Annotated in this window: 17 protein-coding genes; 13 read left to right on the forward strand and 4 right to left on the reverse strand. The window is 65.0% G+C overall.

Features of this window, described 5'->3' with window-relative positions:
• Positions 1 to 3: 3 nt before the first annotated feature.
• The 5 genes from PFZ56_RS06610 (at position 4) to PFZ56_RS06630 (ending at position 6660) form a co-directional block, all read left to right on the forward strand.
• A complete protein-coding gene (locus PFZ56_RS06610; protein WP_110651270.1) occupies positions 4 to 1074 on the forward strand; it encodes an HlyD family secretion protein in 1071 nt (356 codons plus the stop codon).
• Positions 1071 to 2567, forward strand: a complete 1497-nt coding sequence (locus tag PFZ56_RS06615) for an efflux transporter outer membrane subunit (RefSeq protein WP_258381524.1) — start codon at positions 1071 to 1073, stop codon at positions 2565 to 2567. Before PFZ56_RS06610 ends, PFZ56_RS06615 begins: the two co-directional genes overlap by 4 nt.
• Positions 2568 to 2637: 70 nt before the next feature.
• On the forward strand, positions 2638 to 3147 hold the full coding sequence (locus tag PFZ56_RS06620) for a sigma-70 family RNA polymerase sigma factor (RefSeq protein WP_102882666.1): 510 nt from the start codon (positions 2638 to 2640) through the stop codon (positions 3145 to 3147).
• Complete coding sequence (locus tag PFZ56_RS06625) at positions 3144 to 4097, forward strand: FecR domain-containing protein (protein WP_110597170.1); 954 nt, start codon at positions 3144 to 3146, stop codon at positions 4095 to 4097. The genes PFZ56_RS06620 and PFZ56_RS06625 overlap by 4 nt, the downstream gene beginning before the upstream one ends.
• A 97-nt stretch (positions 4098 to 4194) precedes the next feature.
• Entirely contained in the window at positions 4195 to 6660 is a 2466-nt protein-coding gene (locus tag PFZ56_RS06630; RefSeq protein WP_110597169.1) for a TonB-dependent siderophore receptor, read from the forward strand.
• A gap of 94 nt (positions 6661 to 6754) precedes the next feature.
• Here PFZ56_RS06630 and PFZ56_RS06635 read toward each other — a convergent pair whose 3' ends face one another.
• Together PFZ56_RS06635 and PFZ56_RS06640 are read right to left on the reverse strand one after the other, a co-directional pair.
• Positions 6755 to 7504, reverse strand: a complete 750-nt coding sequence (locus PFZ56_RS06635; protein WP_170002503.1) for a DUF3142 domain-containing protein — start codon at positions 7502 to 7504, stop codon at positions 6755 to 6757.
• On the reverse strand, positions 7474 to 9672 hold the full coding sequence (locus PFZ56_RS06640) for an outer membrane assembly lipoprotein YfiO (protein ID WP_170002505.1): 2199 nt from the start codon (positions 9670 to 9672) through the stop codon (positions 7474 to 7476). The genes PFZ56_RS06635 and PFZ56_RS06640 overlap by 31 nt, the downstream gene beginning before the upstream one ends.
• Before the next feature lie 208 nt (positions 9673 to 9880).
• Between PFZ56_RS06640 and PFZ56_RS06645 the strand changes: the two genes are divergently transcribed.
• The 3 genes from PFZ56_RS06645 (at position 9881) to PFZ56_RS06655 (ending at position 12326) form a co-directional block, all read left to right on the forward strand.
• The gene (locus PFZ56_RS06645) at positions 9881 to 11488 is read left to right on the forward strand and encodes a glycosyltransferase family 39 protein (protein ID WP_170002507.1); all 1608 of its coding nucleotides are present in this window, start codon (positions 9881 to 9883) and stop codon (positions 11486 to 11488) included.
• A gap of 116 nt (positions 11489 to 11604) precedes the next feature.
• Positions 11605 to 12066 (forward strand): aminoacyl-tRNA deacylase, encoded by a 462-nt coding sequence (locus PFZ56_RS06650; RefSeq protein WP_102882672.1) that lies wholly within the window; start codon positions 11605 to 11607, stop codon positions 12064 to 12066.
• A 14-nt stretch (positions 12067 to 12080) separates the two neighbouring features.
• Positions 12081 to 12326, forward strand: coding sequence for a DUF2789 domain-containing protein (locus tag PFZ56_RS06655; RefSeq protein ID WP_102882673.1), 246 nt, complete (start codon positions 12081 to 12083; stop codon positions 12324 to 12326).
• On the opposite strand, the gene PFZ56_RS06660 is transcribed toward PFZ56_RS06655, so the two are convergent.
• Positions 12323 to 12604, reverse strand: a complete 282-nt coding sequence (locus tag PFZ56_RS06660) for a type II toxin-antitoxin system RelE/ParE family toxin (RefSeq protein ID WP_102882674.1) — start codon at positions 12602 to 12604, stop codon at positions 12323 to 12325. The genes PFZ56_RS06655 and PFZ56_RS06660 overlap by 4 nt on opposite strands.
• Positions 12601 to 12879: an antitoxin of toxin-antitoxin stability system gene (locus tag PFZ56_RS06665; protein WP_102882675.1), complete on the reverse strand. Its 279-nt coding sequence runs from the start codon at positions 12877 to 12879 to the stop codon at positions 12601 to 12603. Before PFZ56_RS06665 ends, PFZ56_RS06660 begins: the two co-directional genes overlap by 4 nt.
• A gap of 197 nt (positions 12880 to 13076) precedes the next feature.
• Between PFZ56_RS06665 and PFZ56_RS06670 the strand changes: the two genes are divergently transcribed.
• From PFZ56_RS06670 to PFZ56_RS06690, 5 genes are read left to right on the forward strand one after another with little or no spacing between them, the layout of a single operon-like run.
• Positions 13077 to 13505, forward strand: a complete 429-nt coding sequence (locus PFZ56_RS06670) for a MarR family winged helix-turn-helix transcriptional regulator (protein WP_110595253.1) — start codon at positions 13077 to 13079, stop codon at positions 13503 to 13505.
• Positions 13502 to 15589, forward strand: coding sequence for an FUSC family protein (locus PFZ56_RS06675; protein WP_170002509.1), 2088 nt, complete (start codon positions 13502 to 13504; stop codon positions 15587 to 15589). Before PFZ56_RS06670 ends, PFZ56_RS06675 begins: the two co-directional genes overlap by 4 nt.
• The gene (locus PFZ56_RS06680) at positions 15586 to 15795 is read left to right on the forward strand and encodes a DUF1656 domain-containing protein (protein ID WP_011058538.1); all 210 of its coding nucleotides are present in this window, start codon (positions 15586 to 15588) and stop codon (positions 15793 to 15795) included. The genes PFZ56_RS06675 and PFZ56_RS06680 overlap by 4 nt, the downstream gene beginning before the upstream one ends.
• Positions 15792 to 16682: an HlyD family secretion protein gene (locus tag PFZ56_RS06685; protein WP_170002511.1), complete on the forward strand. Its 891-nt coding sequence runs from the start codon at positions 15792 to 15794 to the stop codon at positions 16680 to 16682. The genes PFZ56_RS06680 and PFZ56_RS06685 overlap by 4 nt, the downstream gene beginning before the upstream one ends.
• The gene (locus tag PFZ56_RS06690; RefSeq protein WP_110651260.1) at positions 16679 to 18127 is read left to right on the forward strand and encodes an efflux transporter outer membrane subunit; all 1449 of its coding nucleotides are present in this window, start codon (positions 16679 to 16681) and stop codon (positions 18125 to 18127) included. Before PFZ56_RS06685 ends, PFZ56_RS06690 begins: the two co-directional genes overlap by 4 nt.
• Positions 18128 to 18215: the final 88 nt, after the last annotated feature.

Genomic DNA, 18215 nt, shown 5'->3' on the forward strand with positions numbered 1-18215 from the left:
TTTATGACGATCCAGAGCAAAGACAAAATCGCCGTCGCCGTGGCGACGGTAGCGGCCCTTGGCGTGCTGGCCTACCTGGTGATGCCGGGCCTGTTCGGCCGCTCCAGCGAGCAGAGCACCAACGACGCCTTCATCGCCGCCGACTACACCCTGGTGGCGCCGCGGGTGGCCGGGTTCATCAAGGAAGTGCTGGTGGAGGACAACCAGCAGGTCAAGGCCGGGCAGCTGCTGGCGCTGATCGATGACCGTGACCTGCGGGCCGCGGCCCAGGCGGCGGATGCCGAAACCCTGGTGGCCCAGGCCCAGTTGCAGAACGCCCGGGCCACCCTGGACCGGCAGAGTTCGGTGATTGCCCAGGCCCAGGCGGCCTTGAGCGCGGCCCAGGCCGAGCGTGCCTTTGCCGAGCATGAGCTGAACCGCTACAACCACCTGGCCGGGGTCGGCGCCGGTACGGTGCAGAACGCCCAGCAAGCCAGGACCCGCATCGACCAGGCCAGTGCCCGCGTGGCCACCGCCACCGCGGCCCTGGCGGCGGAACGCAAGCAGGTGGAAATCCTCACCGCCCAGCGCGACGCCGCCGAAGGCAGCCTGAAGCGGGCCCAGGCAGCCCTGGAAATGGCCAGCTACGAGCTGTCCTACACGCGCATCGTCGCCCCGGTGGACGGCATGGTCGGCGAGCGCGCGGTACGGGTTGGCGCCTATGTCACTCCCGGCAGCAAGATCCTCGCCGTGGTGCCCTTGCAGCAGGCCTATGTGCTGGCCAATTTCCAGGAAACCCAGCTCACCGCCATGCACGCCGGGCAGGCGGTCGAAGTCCGGGTCGACAGCCTGGGCGGCGAAACCCTGCATGGCCGCGTCGAGAGTCTGGCCCCGGCCACCGGCGTGACCTTCGCCGCAGTCAAGCCGGACAACGCCACCGGCAACTTCACCAAGGTGGTGCAGCGCATTCCGGTGAAGATTCTCCTGGACCCCAACCAGCCCATGGCCGAGCGCCTGCGGGTCGGCATGTCGGTGGAAGCCAGCGTGGACACCCACAGCTCCACCACCCGTGCCCGCGAGGTGACCCAGCGATGAGTATCGAGCGGCAGATCCAAGAGAGTTCGTTGCCAAGGCACCTTTCGTGGCGCCCTGCATTGCTGGTGCTGAGCCTGCTGGCGTTGGGGGCCTGCAGCGTCGGTCCGGATTTCCAGCGGCCCCAGGCGACTCAGGTCCAGGCCTGGTCGGCCCCTGCACAGGCCGCCGCCAGTCAGGCGGTGGACAGTGCCATGCAGGAGCGCTGGTGGGAGGTGTTCAACGATCCACAACTGTCGGCCCTGAGTCGCCGCGCCCTGAGCGACAACCTCGACTTGCAACTGGCCAGCAGTCGCTTGCAGCAGAGCCGGGCGGCGCGCCAGGTGATCACCGCCGAGCGCTACCCGAGCACGGCGGCCAATGGCGGCTACGGGCGCAAGCGCAACAGTGGCGAAGGCTTGAGCGACCCCTCGGGGAACAACGGCAAGTCAGCCTTCAATCTCTGGGAAGCGGGTTTTTCCGCCGCCTGGGAGCTGGATTTGTGGGGCCGGGTCCGGCGCGAGACCGAGGCCGCCGACGCGACCCTGGAAGTGGCGGAGAACGACCGGCGCGGGGTGCTGCTGTCGGTGCTGGCGGAGGTCGCTCAGGACTACATCCAACTGCGTGGCGTGCAGAGCACCCGAGCCGTTACCGAGCAGAACCTCGAGGTTGCCCGGCGCAGTCTGAAACTCTCGCAACTGCGCCTGGCCGATGGCGTGGCCACTGACCTGGATGTGGCCGAAGCGGCGGCCCAGGTCGCGACCATCGAGGCCCGGCTGCCGGAGTTGCAGCAGCGTCAGGCGCAGTTGATCAACGCCCTGAGCCTGCTGCTGGGCGAGCCGCCCCAGGCCCTGCACCAGGTGTTGGCCAGTGACGCGCCGGTGCCCCAACCCCCGAGCCAAGTGGCCATCGGCCTGCCGTCGCAGCTGGCCGAACGCCGCCCCGATATCCGCCAGGCCGAGGCACGGCTGCATGCCGCGACGGCCAGCATCGGCGTGGCCAAGGGGGATTTCTATCCGCGCATTACCTTGTCCGGCAACTTCGGTTCCCAGGCCCTGCAATTGGCAGATTTTGGTTCCTGGAGCTCCCGCCAGTTCGGCATCGGCCCGCAGTTCAGCCTGCCGCTGTTCGACGGTGGTCGTTTGCGCGGCATGCTCCAGTTGCGCGAGGCCCAGCAGCAGGAAGCGGCCCTGGCCTATCAGCAGACCGTGCTGCGGGCCTGGCACGAAATCGACGACCAGTTGACCCGCTACAACGCCAGCCAGCTGCGCCGCGACAGCCTGGCCGAAGCGGTGCGGCAAAATCAGATCGCCTTGCGCACCGCGCAGCAGCAATACGTCGAAGGAGTGGTGGATTTCGTCAACGTCCTGACCGTGCAGGGCGCCTTGCTGGCCACCCAGGAGCAACTGGTGGAAAGCTCAGCGGGGGTGTCCCTGTCCATGGTCGGTTTGTACAAGGCGCTGGGGGGAGGCTGGGAGTCGGTGTATCCGCTGCACGCCGCCAGTCAGGGGCACTGAAAGCCTTTTTGCCTGGATTGAGAAAAAAGTGTAATGATAATTGCTCTCAATCATGTGTGCAGTTTCATTCATGGAAGCAACCACTGACGGTAACGCCCAGCTCCATCGTCTGTATCGAGATCATCACGGTTGGCTGCAGAGCTGGTTGCGCAAGCGCCTGGGCGATCGCGAGCATGCGGCGGACGTGGCGCAGGACACTTTCCTGCGCCTGTTGCTGTCGGGGCGCTTTCCCGGGCACCAGGAAAGCCGCAGTTACCTGGCGCAGATCGCGCGCAATCTGGTGATCGACCAGTGGCGCCGGTTGCGCATCGAGCGCGCCTACCTGGAAAGCATCGCCCACCTGCCGGAACCCCAGACGCCTTCCCTGGAAAGCCGCGCACTGATCCTCGAAACCCTGATGCAGATCGACGCCATGCTCGATCGCATGCCGGACAAGGTGCGCCAGGCCTTTGTCATGTCGCAGTTCGAAGGGCTGGGTTATGCCCAGATTGCCGAGCGCCTGGAGGTTTCTGTCAGTTCGGTGCAGAAGTACATGATCCGTGCGATCCAGGCTTGCTATCAGGTGCTTTACGAAGAATGAAGGCGCATCAGGCACCCATTGCTCCCGCCATCGTCGAGCAGGCCAGTGAATGGCTGATGCTGCATTGGGGCGGGGAGCTCGATGCGCAGCAGCGCGAGGCGTTCGTGGCCTGGCAACAGGCTGACTCCGAACACCAGCGGGCCTGGCAGCGCTTGCAGCAACTGCAACAAACCCTGGGCGGGGTGCCGGAGCACAGTGCCCATGTGCTGCTGGCGCAGGCCCCGGACCCGCAACGACGTGCGGCGCTGAAACTGTTGGGCTTGCTGTTGGTGGCCGGGGGCAGCGGTTACCTGGTCCAGGACAGTCAGCCTTGGCGGGCGGCCTTTGCCGGGCAGCGTACGGCCACCGGAGAAATTCGCCACCTGACCCTGAGCGACGGCAGTCGCCTGGACCTCAACAGCGCCAGCGCCGTCGACCTGCTGTTCAGTGCCAGTGAGCGGCGCATCCGTCTGATCCAGGGCGAGCTCCTGCTCACCAGCGGGCATGATGCCTCGCGGCCGCTGATCGTCGAAACCGCCGCCGGAGATATCCAGGCCCTGGGCACTCGTTTTGCCGTGCGCGAGCTGGATGGCGGCACCCGGGTTGATCTCTACGAAGGTGCGCTGCGGGTCAGCCCCCGGCATGCCCCGGCCCTGCAACTCAAGGCCGGCGAGCGCCTGTGGTTCAGCGCCGGGCGGGTTTCGGCGCGGCAAGTGGCCGAGGTCAATGCCAGCAGCTGGAGCCAGGGCCGGCTGATTGCCGAACGCCAGCCCCTGGGGCAGTTCGTCACCGAGCTGGCGCGTTATCGCCCGGGGCTGTTGCGTTGTGACGAGCAGGTGGCCGGCCTGTTGCTCACCGGGGTCTTCCCCCTGGCGGACAGCGATGCGGTTCTCGCGGCCCTGGAACGTTCGTTGCCGGTGCGGGCGCACGCGGTGACCCGCTACTGGGTGACCCTCAAGCCGCGGGACTGATTGCAAATAATTCTTCTGCGCGATTGTCGATTCTGCCGAGCTGTCCGGGATACCCCATGAAAGCCGATCAAGACGCATTCTCATGGGGAGTTCAGGAATGCCTTACCAGACCACAGCATCCATTTTGACCCTGGGCACCGCTGCCCGTCGCCGCGCCTTTGTCGCGCTGCTGGCCATGGCCCCGGTGTTGCCGGGCATGGCCCAGGCCGACAGCGGCAGCCAGAGCCAGGCGCGGGACTACCAGATTGCCGCCGGCAATCTCGATCAGGTCCTGAATCGTTTCGCCAGTGCCGCGGGGATTCTCCTGTCGGTGGATGCGAGCATGACGGCCGGCAAGCACAGTGCCGGCCTGCATGGGCGCTACGAGGTCGCACAGGGCCTGCAGACGTTGCTCGCTGGCAGTGGTTTGCAGGCGGTGCAGACCGGGGCCAGTTGGGGCCTGCAACCCTTGGCCGAGAACGGCGCGCTGCAGCTGGCGCCGACCCGGATCGGCGCCACGCAGATGACCGAGGATGCCTGGGGCGCGGTGCCGGGAATCGTCGCCAAGCGCAGCGCCACCGGGAGCAAGACCGACTCGGCGCTGGTGGAGATTCCGCAGACCATCAACGTGATCGGCGCCAAGGAAATCAAGGCCCGCGGCGCCCAAAGCGTGACCGAAGCGCTGCTCTATACCCCGGGCATGACCGGCGGTGGCTTTTCTGACCGGGTGAAGATTTTCGACGAACCCACCTCCCGCGGTTTTTCCCCGACGCCGATGTACCTCGATGGCCTGCATTTGCCCTACGGCGGCGGCAGTACCGGCGGTGCCCTGCAGATCGATCCCTATGCCCTGGAGCGCATCGAAGTGCTCAAGGGCCCGGCTTCGGTGCTCTACGGGCAGAACCAGCCGGGCGGCATCGTCAACATGGTCAGCAAGCGGCCCACCGAAACCCCCTTGCATCAGTTGGTGCTGGAAGCCGGCAGCTATGACCACAAGAGCGTCGCCCTGGACCTGGGCGGCCCGCTGGATGAGCAGGGGCAGTTCCTCTATCGCCTGACCGGGCTGGCCAGCGACAGCCAGGACGCCGTCGATTACGTCCAGCGTCAGCGCCAGTTCATCGCCCCGAGCCTGACCTGGCGGCCCGATGACGACACCCAGCTGACGCTGTTCGCCCAGTACCAGAAGGACAATGACGTACCCGAGGCCCAGGGCCTGCCCAGCGTGGGCACGGTGTTCGCCAACCCCAATGGCAAGATCGACCGCGACCTGTTCCTCGGCGAGCCCGGGGTCAATGCCTATGACCGCGACCAGTTCGTCCTCGGCTACGAGTTCTCCCATCGCCTGAACGATGTCTGGACCCTGAAGCAGAACGCCCGCTACGCCGACGTCGATGACCGCTACCGCGCGCCGCTGCACGGCTACAAGTTCGTCAGCAATCCCAAGACCGGCCTCAACGACCAGCGCTACATGACCCGTTATGGTGTGGATTGGAAGCAGCACAACAAGGTCTATGGCGTGGATAGCATCGCCCAGGCCGAGTTCGACACCGGGCCTTTCAGTCACACCTTGGTGATGGGACTGGACTACTACCACTCCAACTCCAAGTTTCACGGCAAGTACGACTACAACCCGCCGATCCTCGACATGTTCACCCCCACTTACGGCCAGTCGCTGAATTTCGGCAACCCTTACCAGTGGGACAACACCATCATCCAGACCGGCCTGTATGTGCAGGACCAGATCAAGTACGAGAAGTGGGTGCTGGTGCTGGGCGGTCGCAACGACTGGGCGGAAACCGATAACAAGACGCCGCTCAACGGTGGTCATACCAACGCCAAGAGCCAGTCCTTCACCGGGCGCGGCGGGCTGGTGTACCTGTTCGACAATGGCCTGGCGCCCTTTGTCAGCTATTCGGAATCATTCCTGCCCTTGAGTGGCACCAGCGTCGGGGGCAGCGCTTTCGAGCCGTCCAGCGGCAAGCAGTACGAAGTGGGGATGAAATACCAGCCGCCGGGCCAGGAGAGTTTCGTCCAGGTGTCGGCCTACCAGCTGGATCAGGAGAACATCCTGACCTCCGACCTGGCCAACCCCGGGTTCAGCATCCAGAGTGGCGCGGTGCGTTCCCGTGGCATCGAGCTGGAAGCCAAGGCCAGCCTCAGCGAATCGCTGGACGTGATTGCCTCGGCGTCACGCAACGACGTCAAGTACACCAAGGACAACGACGGGCGCGAAGGGCGTCACCCGGCCGGCATGCCGCCGCTGACCGCCTCGCTGTGGCTCAACTACACGATCCTTGGCGACACGCCGCTGGCGGGCCTGGGCGCAGGCGTCGGCACCCGCTACGTCAAGGGCAGCTATGGCACCGATTACGACGGCGCCTTCCAGATCCCGTCCTACACCGTGTACGACGCCAGCCTGAGCTACGACCTGGAAAAATCACCGCTGCAATGGAAGGGCGTGAAGCTGGCACTGAACGTGAAGAACCTCACCGACAAGACCTACGTCGCCAAGTGCACCAGCATCTGGGACTGCTACTACGGTGAGGGGCGGACCATGGTCTCGAGTTTGACCTATGACTGGTAAGGGTCCATCAGGCTGATGAGCTGGAGCGTTGTGCGCTTTTGGTTTTTGCCGGCGCAGGCTTGCCAGCAAAGGTGTCCGCCAGACCGCCTCGCTCTCAAGGATTCTGCAAAAACACCACATAGCCCCTGAACCAGGGGCTATCGCGCAGCGCCTGGGGCTCCTGCCAGTCACCGCCCTGGATCAGGCCGACCTTGTAGGGCAGGCCCATGCGGTCCAGGCGCGGCAGGTAGCTGGCGTAGTTGGGGATGCTGCGGCGGCCCTGGTAGGTCTGCACCACCACTTCATCCACGACGCCCTTGAGTTGGCCGATGGCTTGCGGGTCGGCGTTGCTGCCCCAGTCCATCAGGCCGGTGATGCTCAGGCGGTAGTGCGCCGGCAGGCGCTGGCGCAGGTCGCGCAGGAAGCTCGCATAGCGTTCGAGGTCGCGGGTGCTGCTGTCGAAGTCGATCTGGATGCCCATCACCGCGGTGCCCGTGGCATGCCAGCGCTGCACTTGGCCAAGCAATTGGCTATACAGCGACTCCGGCCAGGCCAGGGTGTGGGCGCGGTAGACCACCCAGACCTGCTCCTGGGGCAGCTGCGACACCGGCAGGCCCTGGGCGATGAGCTGGACGCCGCTGGCCGGATGGCGCCGCGAACGGCTGATCTGGCCCTGGAGGATGTACAGGGTCTTGGCCTGGGCCAGCACTGGCTGGGTCTTGACTCCGCTCCACAGCCAGAAGGCGTCGTATTGCGCCGCGTCTACGGTGGCGCCTGCTGGTGCTGCCCAGTACAGGCACAGTGACAGCAGGCAGCCGGCCAGGCGTTTTGGATTCACCAGTAGTAACGCAGCGACTGGCCCCATTGGGTGTCCCCCAACTTGCCCTTGAGCTGGCGGAACCAGGCCTTGCGCACCGCCGGTTCGACGCCGGCACCGCCACAACGGTTGTTGCCGGAGGAGGCGTAGCAGTAGATGGCTCGGTACAGGGCGTAGGCGCGTTCGTCACGGCTGGCCTTGGGGTTGTTGATCACCACTTGATAGCCGTCGAGTCGCGAGAACGGCTTGCCGGGGAAGGTGTCCTGGGTGCCACCCAGGGACTGGGCGTTCGGTGGAGTGTCCAGGGGCATCTGATCGAAGTTGTTCAGGCGCATGAACTCGCCGAGGCAGAGCAGCCCGGCCGGCGCTTTCGGGTCACGCTCAAGGAGCGCGGCAGTCTCCACCAGGCTCGGGCAACGGTAGTCCGGCTGTTGCTCTTCAGGCTGGGGGCCATTCCAGTGGAAGTCGCGCAGTGGCGGCGTATCGAGGTAGATGTAGCCCAGGCTGGCGCCAAGGCTATCGTCGGGCAGGCTGGGCGGCAGTTGCTCGTAGTCTTTGCCGAAGGCCGCGTACTGGCCGCGGGTCAGGTCCTTGTACAGCAGGATAAAGCGCGCGGCGTTGCGCTCCGCTGGTGAGTCGGCCTGTTGGGCCTGCTGGCGCAGCAGTTTGGGCGAGGCCACCTGGCGCAGGAGAATGGCGCGCACCTGGGCGGTCTTGATCGGCGAGTCGGTGGCGAACACCTTGGCCAGTTGCTCGCTGCGCTCGTAGGTGTAGGCCAGGGCCAGTTCCAGCTGTTCGCGTTGCAGCGGTTGCTGGGCCAGGGGCAGCAGTTGCAGCCACAGCGCCTCGGCGCCTTTCCAGTCCTGTTGGGCCTGCAGGGCCAGGCCGCGCAGGGTCTGCTGGCTGAAGCTCAGGTAGTCCAGTTGCGTCGGCAGTTGGCTGGGCAGTTGCTTGAGCGCCGCCGCCGGTTGCTGTTCGACATACAGGCTGAAAGCGGCCTGGAGGTAGTCGAACAGCGCCGGCTGGCTGGCGAACAGGGCCTTCTGCTGTTGCAGGGCGTCCCGGGTCAGAGGCGCCGATGGCGCGTCGCGCATGCGCATCAGGTCCTTGACCGCCAGCAGCAGAGGGGCCTTGAAGTGGTCTTCGGGCAGGCTCAGCAGTTTGTAGTCGACTTCTTCCACCAAGTCGTCCAGAGGCATGTTGCGCGGGGTGCCGGGTGCCTGGGTCAGTTGCTCGGCGTAGTCATCGGCCAGGGCCTGGGTGTCGCCCTTCAGCCAGTGCACACGGCGGATCAGGCCTTTGGCGGATACGGCGTAACGGCCCTGTGGATAAGTCTTCAGGTAGGCCTCGAAACCGGCGCTGGCCTGTTGCAGGACGGGTTTGTCCACATGCTCCAGATTGACCATGCTCCATTCATCGAAGGCGTTCTGCTGGGCCAGGTTGAGCAGGGTGCGCGGGCTCATGTAGGCCGCGGTTTCGGCCAGCCAGGGCTGGGGATTGTCCTTGAGCGCGGCAAAACCGTTGCCGGCTTCGCTGAAGCGGCCGCTGTAGAAGTCGGCGGCGGCCTGCAGGTAGCGGGCGAACGCCTTGGCCGCTGGCGAGTTCAGGTTGCCCGGCAGCAGCTTGCTCATTTCGCTGGCGTTCCAGTCGCAGCTGGCCAGCAGTTGCACCCGGGCCTCGGCCAGGGCCTGGCGTTCTTCCGGGCTCAGCTGCGCCTGGTTGAGCTGCTCGACAAACGCCAGGGCACTGGCGTCCGAGTTGCTGCGACAGCGGCTGCCTTCTCCGGAGAGAAAGCCGTCGCCGGCGGTTTTCTGGTTGGCGCGACGCAGGCCCACGGCCTGCAGCAGGCTGTCGAGCTGCTCGGTGGCGGGCGAGGGGCCGGGTTTGGGTGGGTTGCCAGTGGCGGGGTCGAGCTCGGGCTGCGCCGGGTGCAGGCGATAGTGCATGAAGGGCACGGGACCGTAGCCCATACCTAGTTCATCCTGAATCAGGGGCCGGGGCGTCAGGGGCAGGCTGCCCTGGTCGGCCAGCAGCAGCCGCAGGTTGACCCGGCTGTCGTTGCCCGGGCTGAGAAAGGGCAGGTTGCTGCAACTGTCCAACTGGTTGGCGTAGAGCTTCCAGGTCGGTGAGCAGATGTCGTCCGAGCTGGCCTGGGCCAGGGCGGCAAACAAGGTGCCCAGGGCCAGGGTCAATGATGGAAGAAGACCGATACGCATGAATTGTCCTTAATTCGCAAAGCCGCGAGGGAGCACCTTGAAGATGGGCGAATCATACAGAAGGCCAGGAGGCACACCTATGCAGCCAGCGAAGATTCCGATGTTTTGCAACGGCTGTCGGGCCTGTATGGGCTTTGCGGTTTTCCAGGCAAAAGAAGATGCTGTGCCGGTCATTGCAGCCACGTCATGCGGGTGAGGGGAGCTGGGAATGGAATTTCGCAAAGCGCCGGATCTGGTCGGGCGTTTGTCGCCGCAGACGATGATGCAGCAGGGCGCTGGGCTGCAGCGGCTGGCCCGGCGGGTGCTGGAATACGGGTTGCTGCCGATCTTGCTGCTGGCCGCCGGCATCCGCTTCTATGACCTGACGGCGGCCGCCATCTGGGGCGACGAGGGTTCCAGTCTGTTGCTCAGCCAGTATTCCCTGATAGAGATCTGGCGGCATGCCGCGCGCGATGTCCACCCGCCGCTGTATTTCATGCTGCTGCATGGCTGGATCGCACTGTTTGGCGACGGCATTTTGTCGGTGCGAATGTTCAGCGCCGTGCCGGGGATTGTCACGGTGGGGTTGGGTGTCTGGCTGGTGGCGCTGCTGGCAGGCCGACGAGCGGCGATTCTCGCCGGGGTGCTCCTGGCGTTGCTGCCCACCGCCGTGCGCTACAGCCAGGAAGTGCGCATGTATGCCCTGCTGGGCATGTTGCTGCTGGGGGCGACCCTGGCCCTGGCGTACTGGGTACGCCAGCCTCGGCGCCGGCGCTACCTGCTGATCTACAGCCTGTTGTTGGCGCTGGCGTTCTACACCCATTACTTCACGGTGCTCTGTGTTCTGGCCCATTGGCTGTACCTGGCGCTATCGGGCGCCCGGGGCGAGGACGGTCGGCGGTTGCTTGGTCGGCCGGTCTGGTGGCTGGCCAATGCCCTGGTGGTGCTGTTGTACCTGCCCTGGGTTCCCGAGCTGCTGGAGCTGCTGCGGCACCTGGACGAGTTGAAGGTCGGTGGCGATGTGGGCTGGGAACCTGCGGTGACCTGGTCGTCCCTGCCGGCCATGGTCTGGCAGCTGTTGCTCCAGGACGAAGGCGATAGCCTGCCCTGGCCGCTGTTCGTGGGGTTGCCGCTGCTGATGCTGCTGGTCTGCCTGGTGCCCGCGTGGCGTGACGACTCGCGGACCCGGCTGGGTGGGCTGCTGGTCAGTTTTACCCTGGTGCCGCTGTTGCTGGTGTTTGCGGTGTCGTTCATTTCCCCGGTGTTCATCGAACGCTACTTGACGGCCTATGCCCTGGGCCTGCCGTTGATCGTGGCAATGGTCATCGACCGCTGGCTGCGCACCGCGCGACTGCTGGCTCTGGCCCTGTTGTTGGTCTTCGTGGGGATCGAAGCCCAGGGGCTGCGAAACAACACCGATGTCGACGTCAACGACCAGATCAGCGTGATGGTGGATTACGTCAACACCCACTACGCCCCGGGCGACCGCATCGTCATCAGCGACATGCTCTGGTACTTGAGCTACGTCTACTACAACCGCACCGATGCTCAGCCGTTGCTGTACACGCCGCCGTTGCCAGGGGGCGCCTCCGGCAGGCCGAACGCCTATGGTTTCGGCACCCTGATCGACCAACCGGATGAGGTCTACCTGGATCAACTGGGCTCGTTGCCGGTGGGCAGCGGTCGGATCTGGCTGGTGGGTACCGACGATCAACCCGAGGAGTTCGCGCCCTTGCCGGCCGGCTGGCACACAGTCAGCGAGTTCGCCGCAGGCAGCACCCGGGCCCGACTGTTTGTCATGTGCGCCTCTGTGACAGCGCTATGCAGCTCGCGCTGAGTGCGTTGAATGCCGTTCGGAAGTTGCGCGGTGCGGCAACCCTGGCCCGACCTAGACTCATTTGAGGGAACGTCAACCTGCCGCCTCGAACCGGTTTCGGGGCACCGAGGTGCATCATGCGTATGGCAAGAACCGTGCAACGCAGCCTGGAGCTGGCGCATTGCGAATTTGACCTGATAACTCACCCTCACTCGGCCAGCAGCCTGGAGACCGCACGTGTGGCGGGGGTTCCCGCGCAGCGGCTGGCCAAGTCGGTGATTCTCGACGATCACCACGGTCACTACCTGATGGCGGTATTGCCCGCCAGCCGTCATCTGGATTTGAGCAAGGTCCGCGGCAGCGGTGAATGGCAGATCACCCGGGAAAGCACCCTGGCCCATCTGTTCAACGACTGCGAGCGCGGCGCGGTGCCGGCTCTTGGCGAATCCTATGGCCTGGATGTCGTCATCGACCCCTGCCTGACCCGGCAGAAAGACATCTATCTGGAGGCCGGCAATCACCACAACCTGGTGCACATGAGCATGGCTGAGTATCTGAAAATGGTGCCCCACGCTCAGGTTTGCGAAGTGTCTCACTGATCAGGAGTCAGACCATGGAATCACCGACCCACAATCTGCCGGCGCTGTTCAAGCAACTGGGGCTGGCTGATGACCCGGTGAGCATCGATCGATTCATCGCTACCCATTCCCCGCTGAAACCGGAGTTGCACCTGGCGGACGCGTTCTTCTGGAGCAAGAGCCAGGCGGATTTCCTGCGCACGGAACTGCTCGACGATGCGGACTGGGCGGAGGTGGTGGATCAGTTGGATGTGCTGTTGCGCAGGGGGCGAGGGGGCTAGCTCAGCGGTGGCCATTGGCGAGAAGTGTGTACCAGGGTCAGTATCCAGATCCTGTCTTGGTCGATCTGATAGACCAAGCGATAGCTGGGGTGGGGAATCAGCTCGCGGGTTCCGACCACCAGCCCCACAGATCCGATATGTGGATTGAGGATCAGGTGTTCGACGCAGTCGCTAAAGCGCCTGTCCATCTCAACGGCCGCCCTTGGGTTGAGGGCGTACAGGTAATCCCAGATGTCCGAGCGGTCCTTCACGGCTTCTGGAACCCAGGCGATGTTCATTCGAGCCTCGATGCCTTGGCGCGTCTGGCAGCGAACTCGGCTTCTATGTCTTCATGGCTGTGCCCGCGTTGAGCTTCCACCGAGGCTCGGGCGAGCTTAATTTTCTGCTGCAAAAATGCCTCGTACTCCCGGGATTCGTGCTGCTTCTGGACGAAATCGCGCATCATTTCGCGAATGATCTGCGAGGCCGGACGGTGGCAGGCTTGTGCTTCCGCCATGAACTGATCCCGCAGTTCAGTTTCGAGTTTCATGGTAAAGACGGCGTGCTTTGGCATGAGCGTTCTCCGCAAAAAGTCATGAAAAAGTATATACCTTTTCAGTATCTGCTCTGGCTGGAAGCGGATCAGCAGGATGCTTGGGTTGGGTAATTGTTACAAAACTTGACTGGATTTATCCGTGGATGCCATATTGATAGTTAGCAAACTAACAGTGTGCGAACCATCTAGTGTCCAACTCCCTTGAATCACTCCACATGAACATCAGCAGTGGCATGGTGGTCGCGTCCCGGCATTGGCGGCGTATCTGCCAGACCACCCTGGTCAACTTTGGCATCTCCGAAGCCTGTGCGGTGCCCCTGTTGATGATCGGGCGCCTGGGCGAGGGCGTGCGTCAGGTCACGGTGGCCCAGGCCGCGGGGATGGAAAGCCCGTCGCTGGTGCGCCTGCTGGATCAACTGTGCAGCGCCGGCTACGTGTGCCGCAGTGAAGACCCCAACGATCGCCGGGCCAAATGCCTGAGCCTGACCGACAGCGGCCGCGAGCTGGTGCACGCCGTGGAGAGTGAGTTGGTGCGCCTGCGCCATGAAGTCCTCGAAGGCATCAGTAGCAGCGACCTGGAAGCGGCACTGCGGGTGATTCGCGCCTTCGAGTCCGCCAGCCATGTACCGGTGCTGCCATCTTGAAAGGCTTTTTCACCGGTATGCCCCCCGCGCGGGACTGGTTCTACGGTGTACGCACCTTCGCCGCCTCGATGATCGCGCTGTACATCGCCATGCTGATGCAGATGCCGCGTCCCTATTGGGCCATGGCCACGGTGTACATCGTCTCCAGCCCCTTTGTCGGCCCCACCAGTTCCAAGGCGCTGTATCGGGCGGTCGGTACCTTTCTCGGCGCGGCGGCTGCGGTGCTGCTGGTGCCGATGTTCGTGCAGAGTCCCTATCTGCTGGTGCTGATCATCGCCCTGTGGACCGGGATCTTGCTGTTCCTGTCCATGCATTTGCGCACTGCCAACAACTACGCCCTGATGCTGGCCGGCTACACCTTGCCGCTGATTGCCCTGCCGGTGGTGGACAACCCCCTGGCGGTGTGGGATGTGGCCGAGGCACGAACCGAGGAAATCTTCCTCGGCATCATTTGCGCTGCGGTCATCGGCAGCCTGTTCTGGCCCCGGCGGCTGGCCCCGGTGTTCGTCGATTCCACCAGCAAGTGGTTCGCCGATGCCGCGCGCTACAGCCAGCGCTTCCTGGCCCGCAACGTCCAGCCTGAAGAAGTCAGCGCTTTGCGCACGTCGATGGTGGGCACCTTCAACACCCTGGAGTTGATGATCGGCCAGTTGCCCCACGAAGGCGCCCGGCCGCAGACGGTGCGCAACACCAAGGAACTGCGCGGGCGGATGATCCACCTGCTGCCGGTGGTGGATGCTCTGGATGACGCCTTGTACGCCCTGGAGCGGCGTACCCCGGAGCTGGTGGCGCAGTTCGCCCCCTTGCTGGCCAAGGCCGATGAATGGCTGCAAGGCACCGCCCGGGACGCTTCGGTGGAACGCTGGCAAGCCCTGCGCGATGAGCTTGAAGCCCTGCAGCCGAGCGCAGAAGCCCTGGATGACCGGCACCAGTTGCTGCTGTCCAACGCCCTGTACCGCCTCGGCGAGTGGATCGACTTGTGGCAGGACTGCCGCAGCCTGCAGCACGCCATCCAGAGTGAAAGTCAGGCCCCCTGGCGCGCGGTCTACCGACATTGGCGCCTGGGCCGGCTGACGCCCTTTCTCGACCGCGGGCTGATGCTGTACTCGGCGGGCTCGACGGTGCTCGCAATCATCGTCGCCTCGGTGCTGTGGATACTCCTGGGCTGGACCGACGGCGGCAGCGCGGTGATCCTCGCGGCGGTGGCCTGCAGCTTCTTCGCCTCCATGGACGACCCGGCCCCGCAGATCTACCGGTTCTTTTTCTGGACCGCGATGTCGGTGCTGTTCGCCAGCCTCTACCTGTTCCTGATCCTGCCCAACCTGCATGACTTCCCCATGCTGGTGCTGGCCTTTGCCGTGCCCTTCATCTGCGTCGGCACCCTGACGGTACAACCGCGGTTCTACCTGGGCATGCTCCTGACCATCGTCAACACCTCGTCCTTCATCAGCATCCAGGGCGCCTACGACGCGGACTTCCTGAGTTTTGCCAACGCCAACCTGGCCGGGCCCATGGGCCTGCTGTTTGCCTTTGTCTGGACCCTGATCGCCCGGCCGTTCGGTTCGGAGCTGGCGGCCAAGCGCCTGACCCGCTTCAGCTGGCGCGACATCGTCAGCCTCTCCGAGCCGGCAACCCTGGCCGAGCACCGGCACATGGGCGCGCAGATGCTCGACCGGCTGATGCAGCACCTGCCGCGCCTGGCCATGACCGGCCAGGACACCGGTGCCGCCCTGCGGGAGTTGCGCGTGGCGCTCAATGTCCTGGACCTGCAGGCCTACGCGCCACGGGTGCAAGGACAGGCCCAGACCCTGCTGCGCCGGGTGGTGGCCGAGGTCGGCGAATACTTCAAGGCCTGCCTCAAGGCCGGTGAGCGCCTGCCCGCACCCAGTGCGTTGCTGATGACCCTGGATCGCACTCGGCGAGCGCTCAACAGCCAGGGCCTGCAAGGCGACGACGAAACCCGCCTGCACCTGCTGCACGCCCTCAGTGGCCTGCGCCTGGCGCTGCTGCCGGGGGTGGAATTCGTCGCCACCGGCGAGCTTGAACAACCCCTTCCCCATGGCATTGATGGAGCGCCCTTGTGATCGGTGATCTGGATATCAGCGGGGTGTTTCTGCCCACGCTGCTGGTGCTGATGGGCATCACCTATGGCTTGTACCTGTTGGTGCACGGGGTGCTGACGCGCTTGCACTTTTATCGTCTGGTCTGGCACCGGGCGCTGTTCAACGTGGGTCTCTACGCGCTGCTGCTGGGCGCGGTGGACTCTCTCAGTCGATACCTGATGACATGAAAAAACCTTTATTGACCATTGGCCGTGTGGTCCTGACGTTACTGGTGGTGACCTTCGCGGTCGTGGTGGTCTGGCGCATGGTGATGTACTACATGTTCGCGCCCTGGACCCGGGATGGGCATATTCGTGCCGACATCGTGCAGATCGCCCCGGATGTGTCCGGGCTGATCCAGCAGGTGGAAGTGCGCGACAACCAGCTGGTCAAGCGCGGCCAGGTGTTGTTCAGCATCGATCAGGACCGTTTCAAGCTGGCCCTGCGCCAGGCCAAGGCCGCCCTGGCCGACCGTCAGGAAACCCTGGCCCAGGCCCAGCGCGAGGCCAAGCGCAACCGTGGCCTGGGCAATCTGGTGCCGCGCGAGCAACTGGAAGAGAGCCAGTCCCGCGAGGCCCGTGCCCAGTCGGTCCTGGCCGAGGCCCAGGTGGCGGTGGACAGCGCCCAGCTCAACCTCGACCGTTCGGTGGTACGCAGCCCGGTGGACGGCTACGTCAACGACCGCGCACCGCGGACTCAGGAATTCGTTACCGCCGGGCGCCCGGTGCTGTCGGTGGTGGACAGCAATTCCTTTCATATCGATGGCTATTTCGAAGAGACCAAGCTCGACGGCATTCATGTTGGTCAGGCGGTGGACATCCGTGTGATCGGCGACCGCGCGCGGCTGCGCGGGCATGTGGAAAGCATCGTCGCCGGGATCGAGGACCGTGACCGCAGCAGCGGTTCCAACCTGTTGCCCAACGTCAACCCGGCCTTCAGCTGGGTGCGGTTGGCCCAGCGGATTCCGGTGCGCATCGCCTTTGACGAGGTGCCGGCGGACTTCCGCATGATCGCCGGGCGTACCGCCACGGTGTCGATCCTCGACGACCAGGCCCAGCGGGGGCCCGGCCAATGAACAGCGGCGCACGTTTGGCCCTGGCCGGACTCGGCCTGCTGCTCTCGGCCTGCCAGATGGTCGGGCCGGATTACCGTCTGCCCAAGGACGCGGCGCTGCAACGCCAGGACCTGCAGGGCCAATTGACCGCCCAGGGCGCCAATGTGGTGTCGGCGCCGGTGCCCGCCGACTGGTGGCGCCTGTACCAGGACCCGCGTCTGGACCAGCTGGTGCAGCAGGCCCTGGCCTCCAACACCGACTTGCGCGTGGCCGCGGCCAACCTGGCCCGGGCCCGGGCTCAGGTGGATGAGGCCCAGGCCGCCGGTGGCTGGAGCGGTGGGGTCAAGGCCGGGGTCGAGCGTTTGCAGGAGTCTGGCGAAGCCTTCCTGCTGCCGGAAAAAGTGCCGGTGGCCAACGTCGGCAACCTGTCCATCAGCACCTCTTACCAGTTCGACCTGTTCGGTACCCTGCAACGCGGCATCGAAGCGGCCCAGGCCAATGCCGATGCCACCCAGGCGGCGGCCGATACCGCGCGCATCACCCTGGTGGCGGACGTGGTGCGCGCCTATACCCAGGTCTGCGCGGCCAACGAGGAGCGGGAAATCGCCGAATACTCCCTGCGCCTGCAAGCCCAGAGCACCGAACTGACCCAGCGCCTGCGCGATGCCGGGCGCGGCGATGAAACCCAGGTCACCCGCTCCCAGACCCAGTTCAAGTCCCTGCGCGCCGAGTTGCCGCGCTATGAAGCCGCGCGCCAGTCGGGGCTGTTTCGCCTGTCGATGCTGCTGGCCAAACCGCTGGATCAACTGCCCGCCGGCACCGGCACGTGCGCCGAGTTACCGCACATCGCCCAACTGTTGCCGGTGGGCGATGGCGCGGCGCTGCTCAAGCGTCGTCCCGATGTACGGCAGGCCGAGCGCCAACTGGCCGCCGCCACCGCGCGCATCGGCGTGGCCACCGGGGCCCTGTACCCGGACATCAGCATTGGCGCGACGGTCGGCACCGTGGGCATCCTCGACAACCTCGGCAAGCCCTCCACCAACCGCTGGGGCTTCGGTCCGCTGATCAGCTGGACGGTGCCGGCCAACGGCGCCCGTGAGCGCATTCATGAGGCCGAAGCGGCGAGCCAGGGCGCCCTGGCCCATTTCGACGGAGTCGTGCTCAACGCCATTCGTGAAACCCAGACCGGCCTGGCCCAGTACAGCGCCCAGCTGCAACGCCGCGAGGCCCTGGCGGATGCCGAGCAGTCGGCGCAACTGGCGGCGGACCAGACTCACCGTTTCTTCCAGGCCGGGCGCGCTTCCTTCCTCGCCGACCTGCAAGCCACCCGCACCTACACCGACATGCGCGCGCAGTTGGCGGCGGCCAATACTCAGGTGGCAATGAGCCAGATCGATCTGTTCCTGGCCCTGGGCGGCGGCTGGGAAAGCGGACGAACGCAAGGCTCGCAACCCGCGAAACCCTGAGGCCGTTGCTATGCTTTGATCTGTTGGAACAGTCCGGCGTGCAATGGACTTTCCAGCCGATCAAAGCATGTGATGGTCATGGGGATTC

The sequence above is a fragment of the Pseudomonas danubii genome (genome assembly GCF_042980055.1).
GTDB lineage: Bacteria > Pseudomonadota > Gammaproteobacteria > Pseudomonadales > Pseudomonadaceae > Aquipseudomonas > Aquipseudomonas danubii.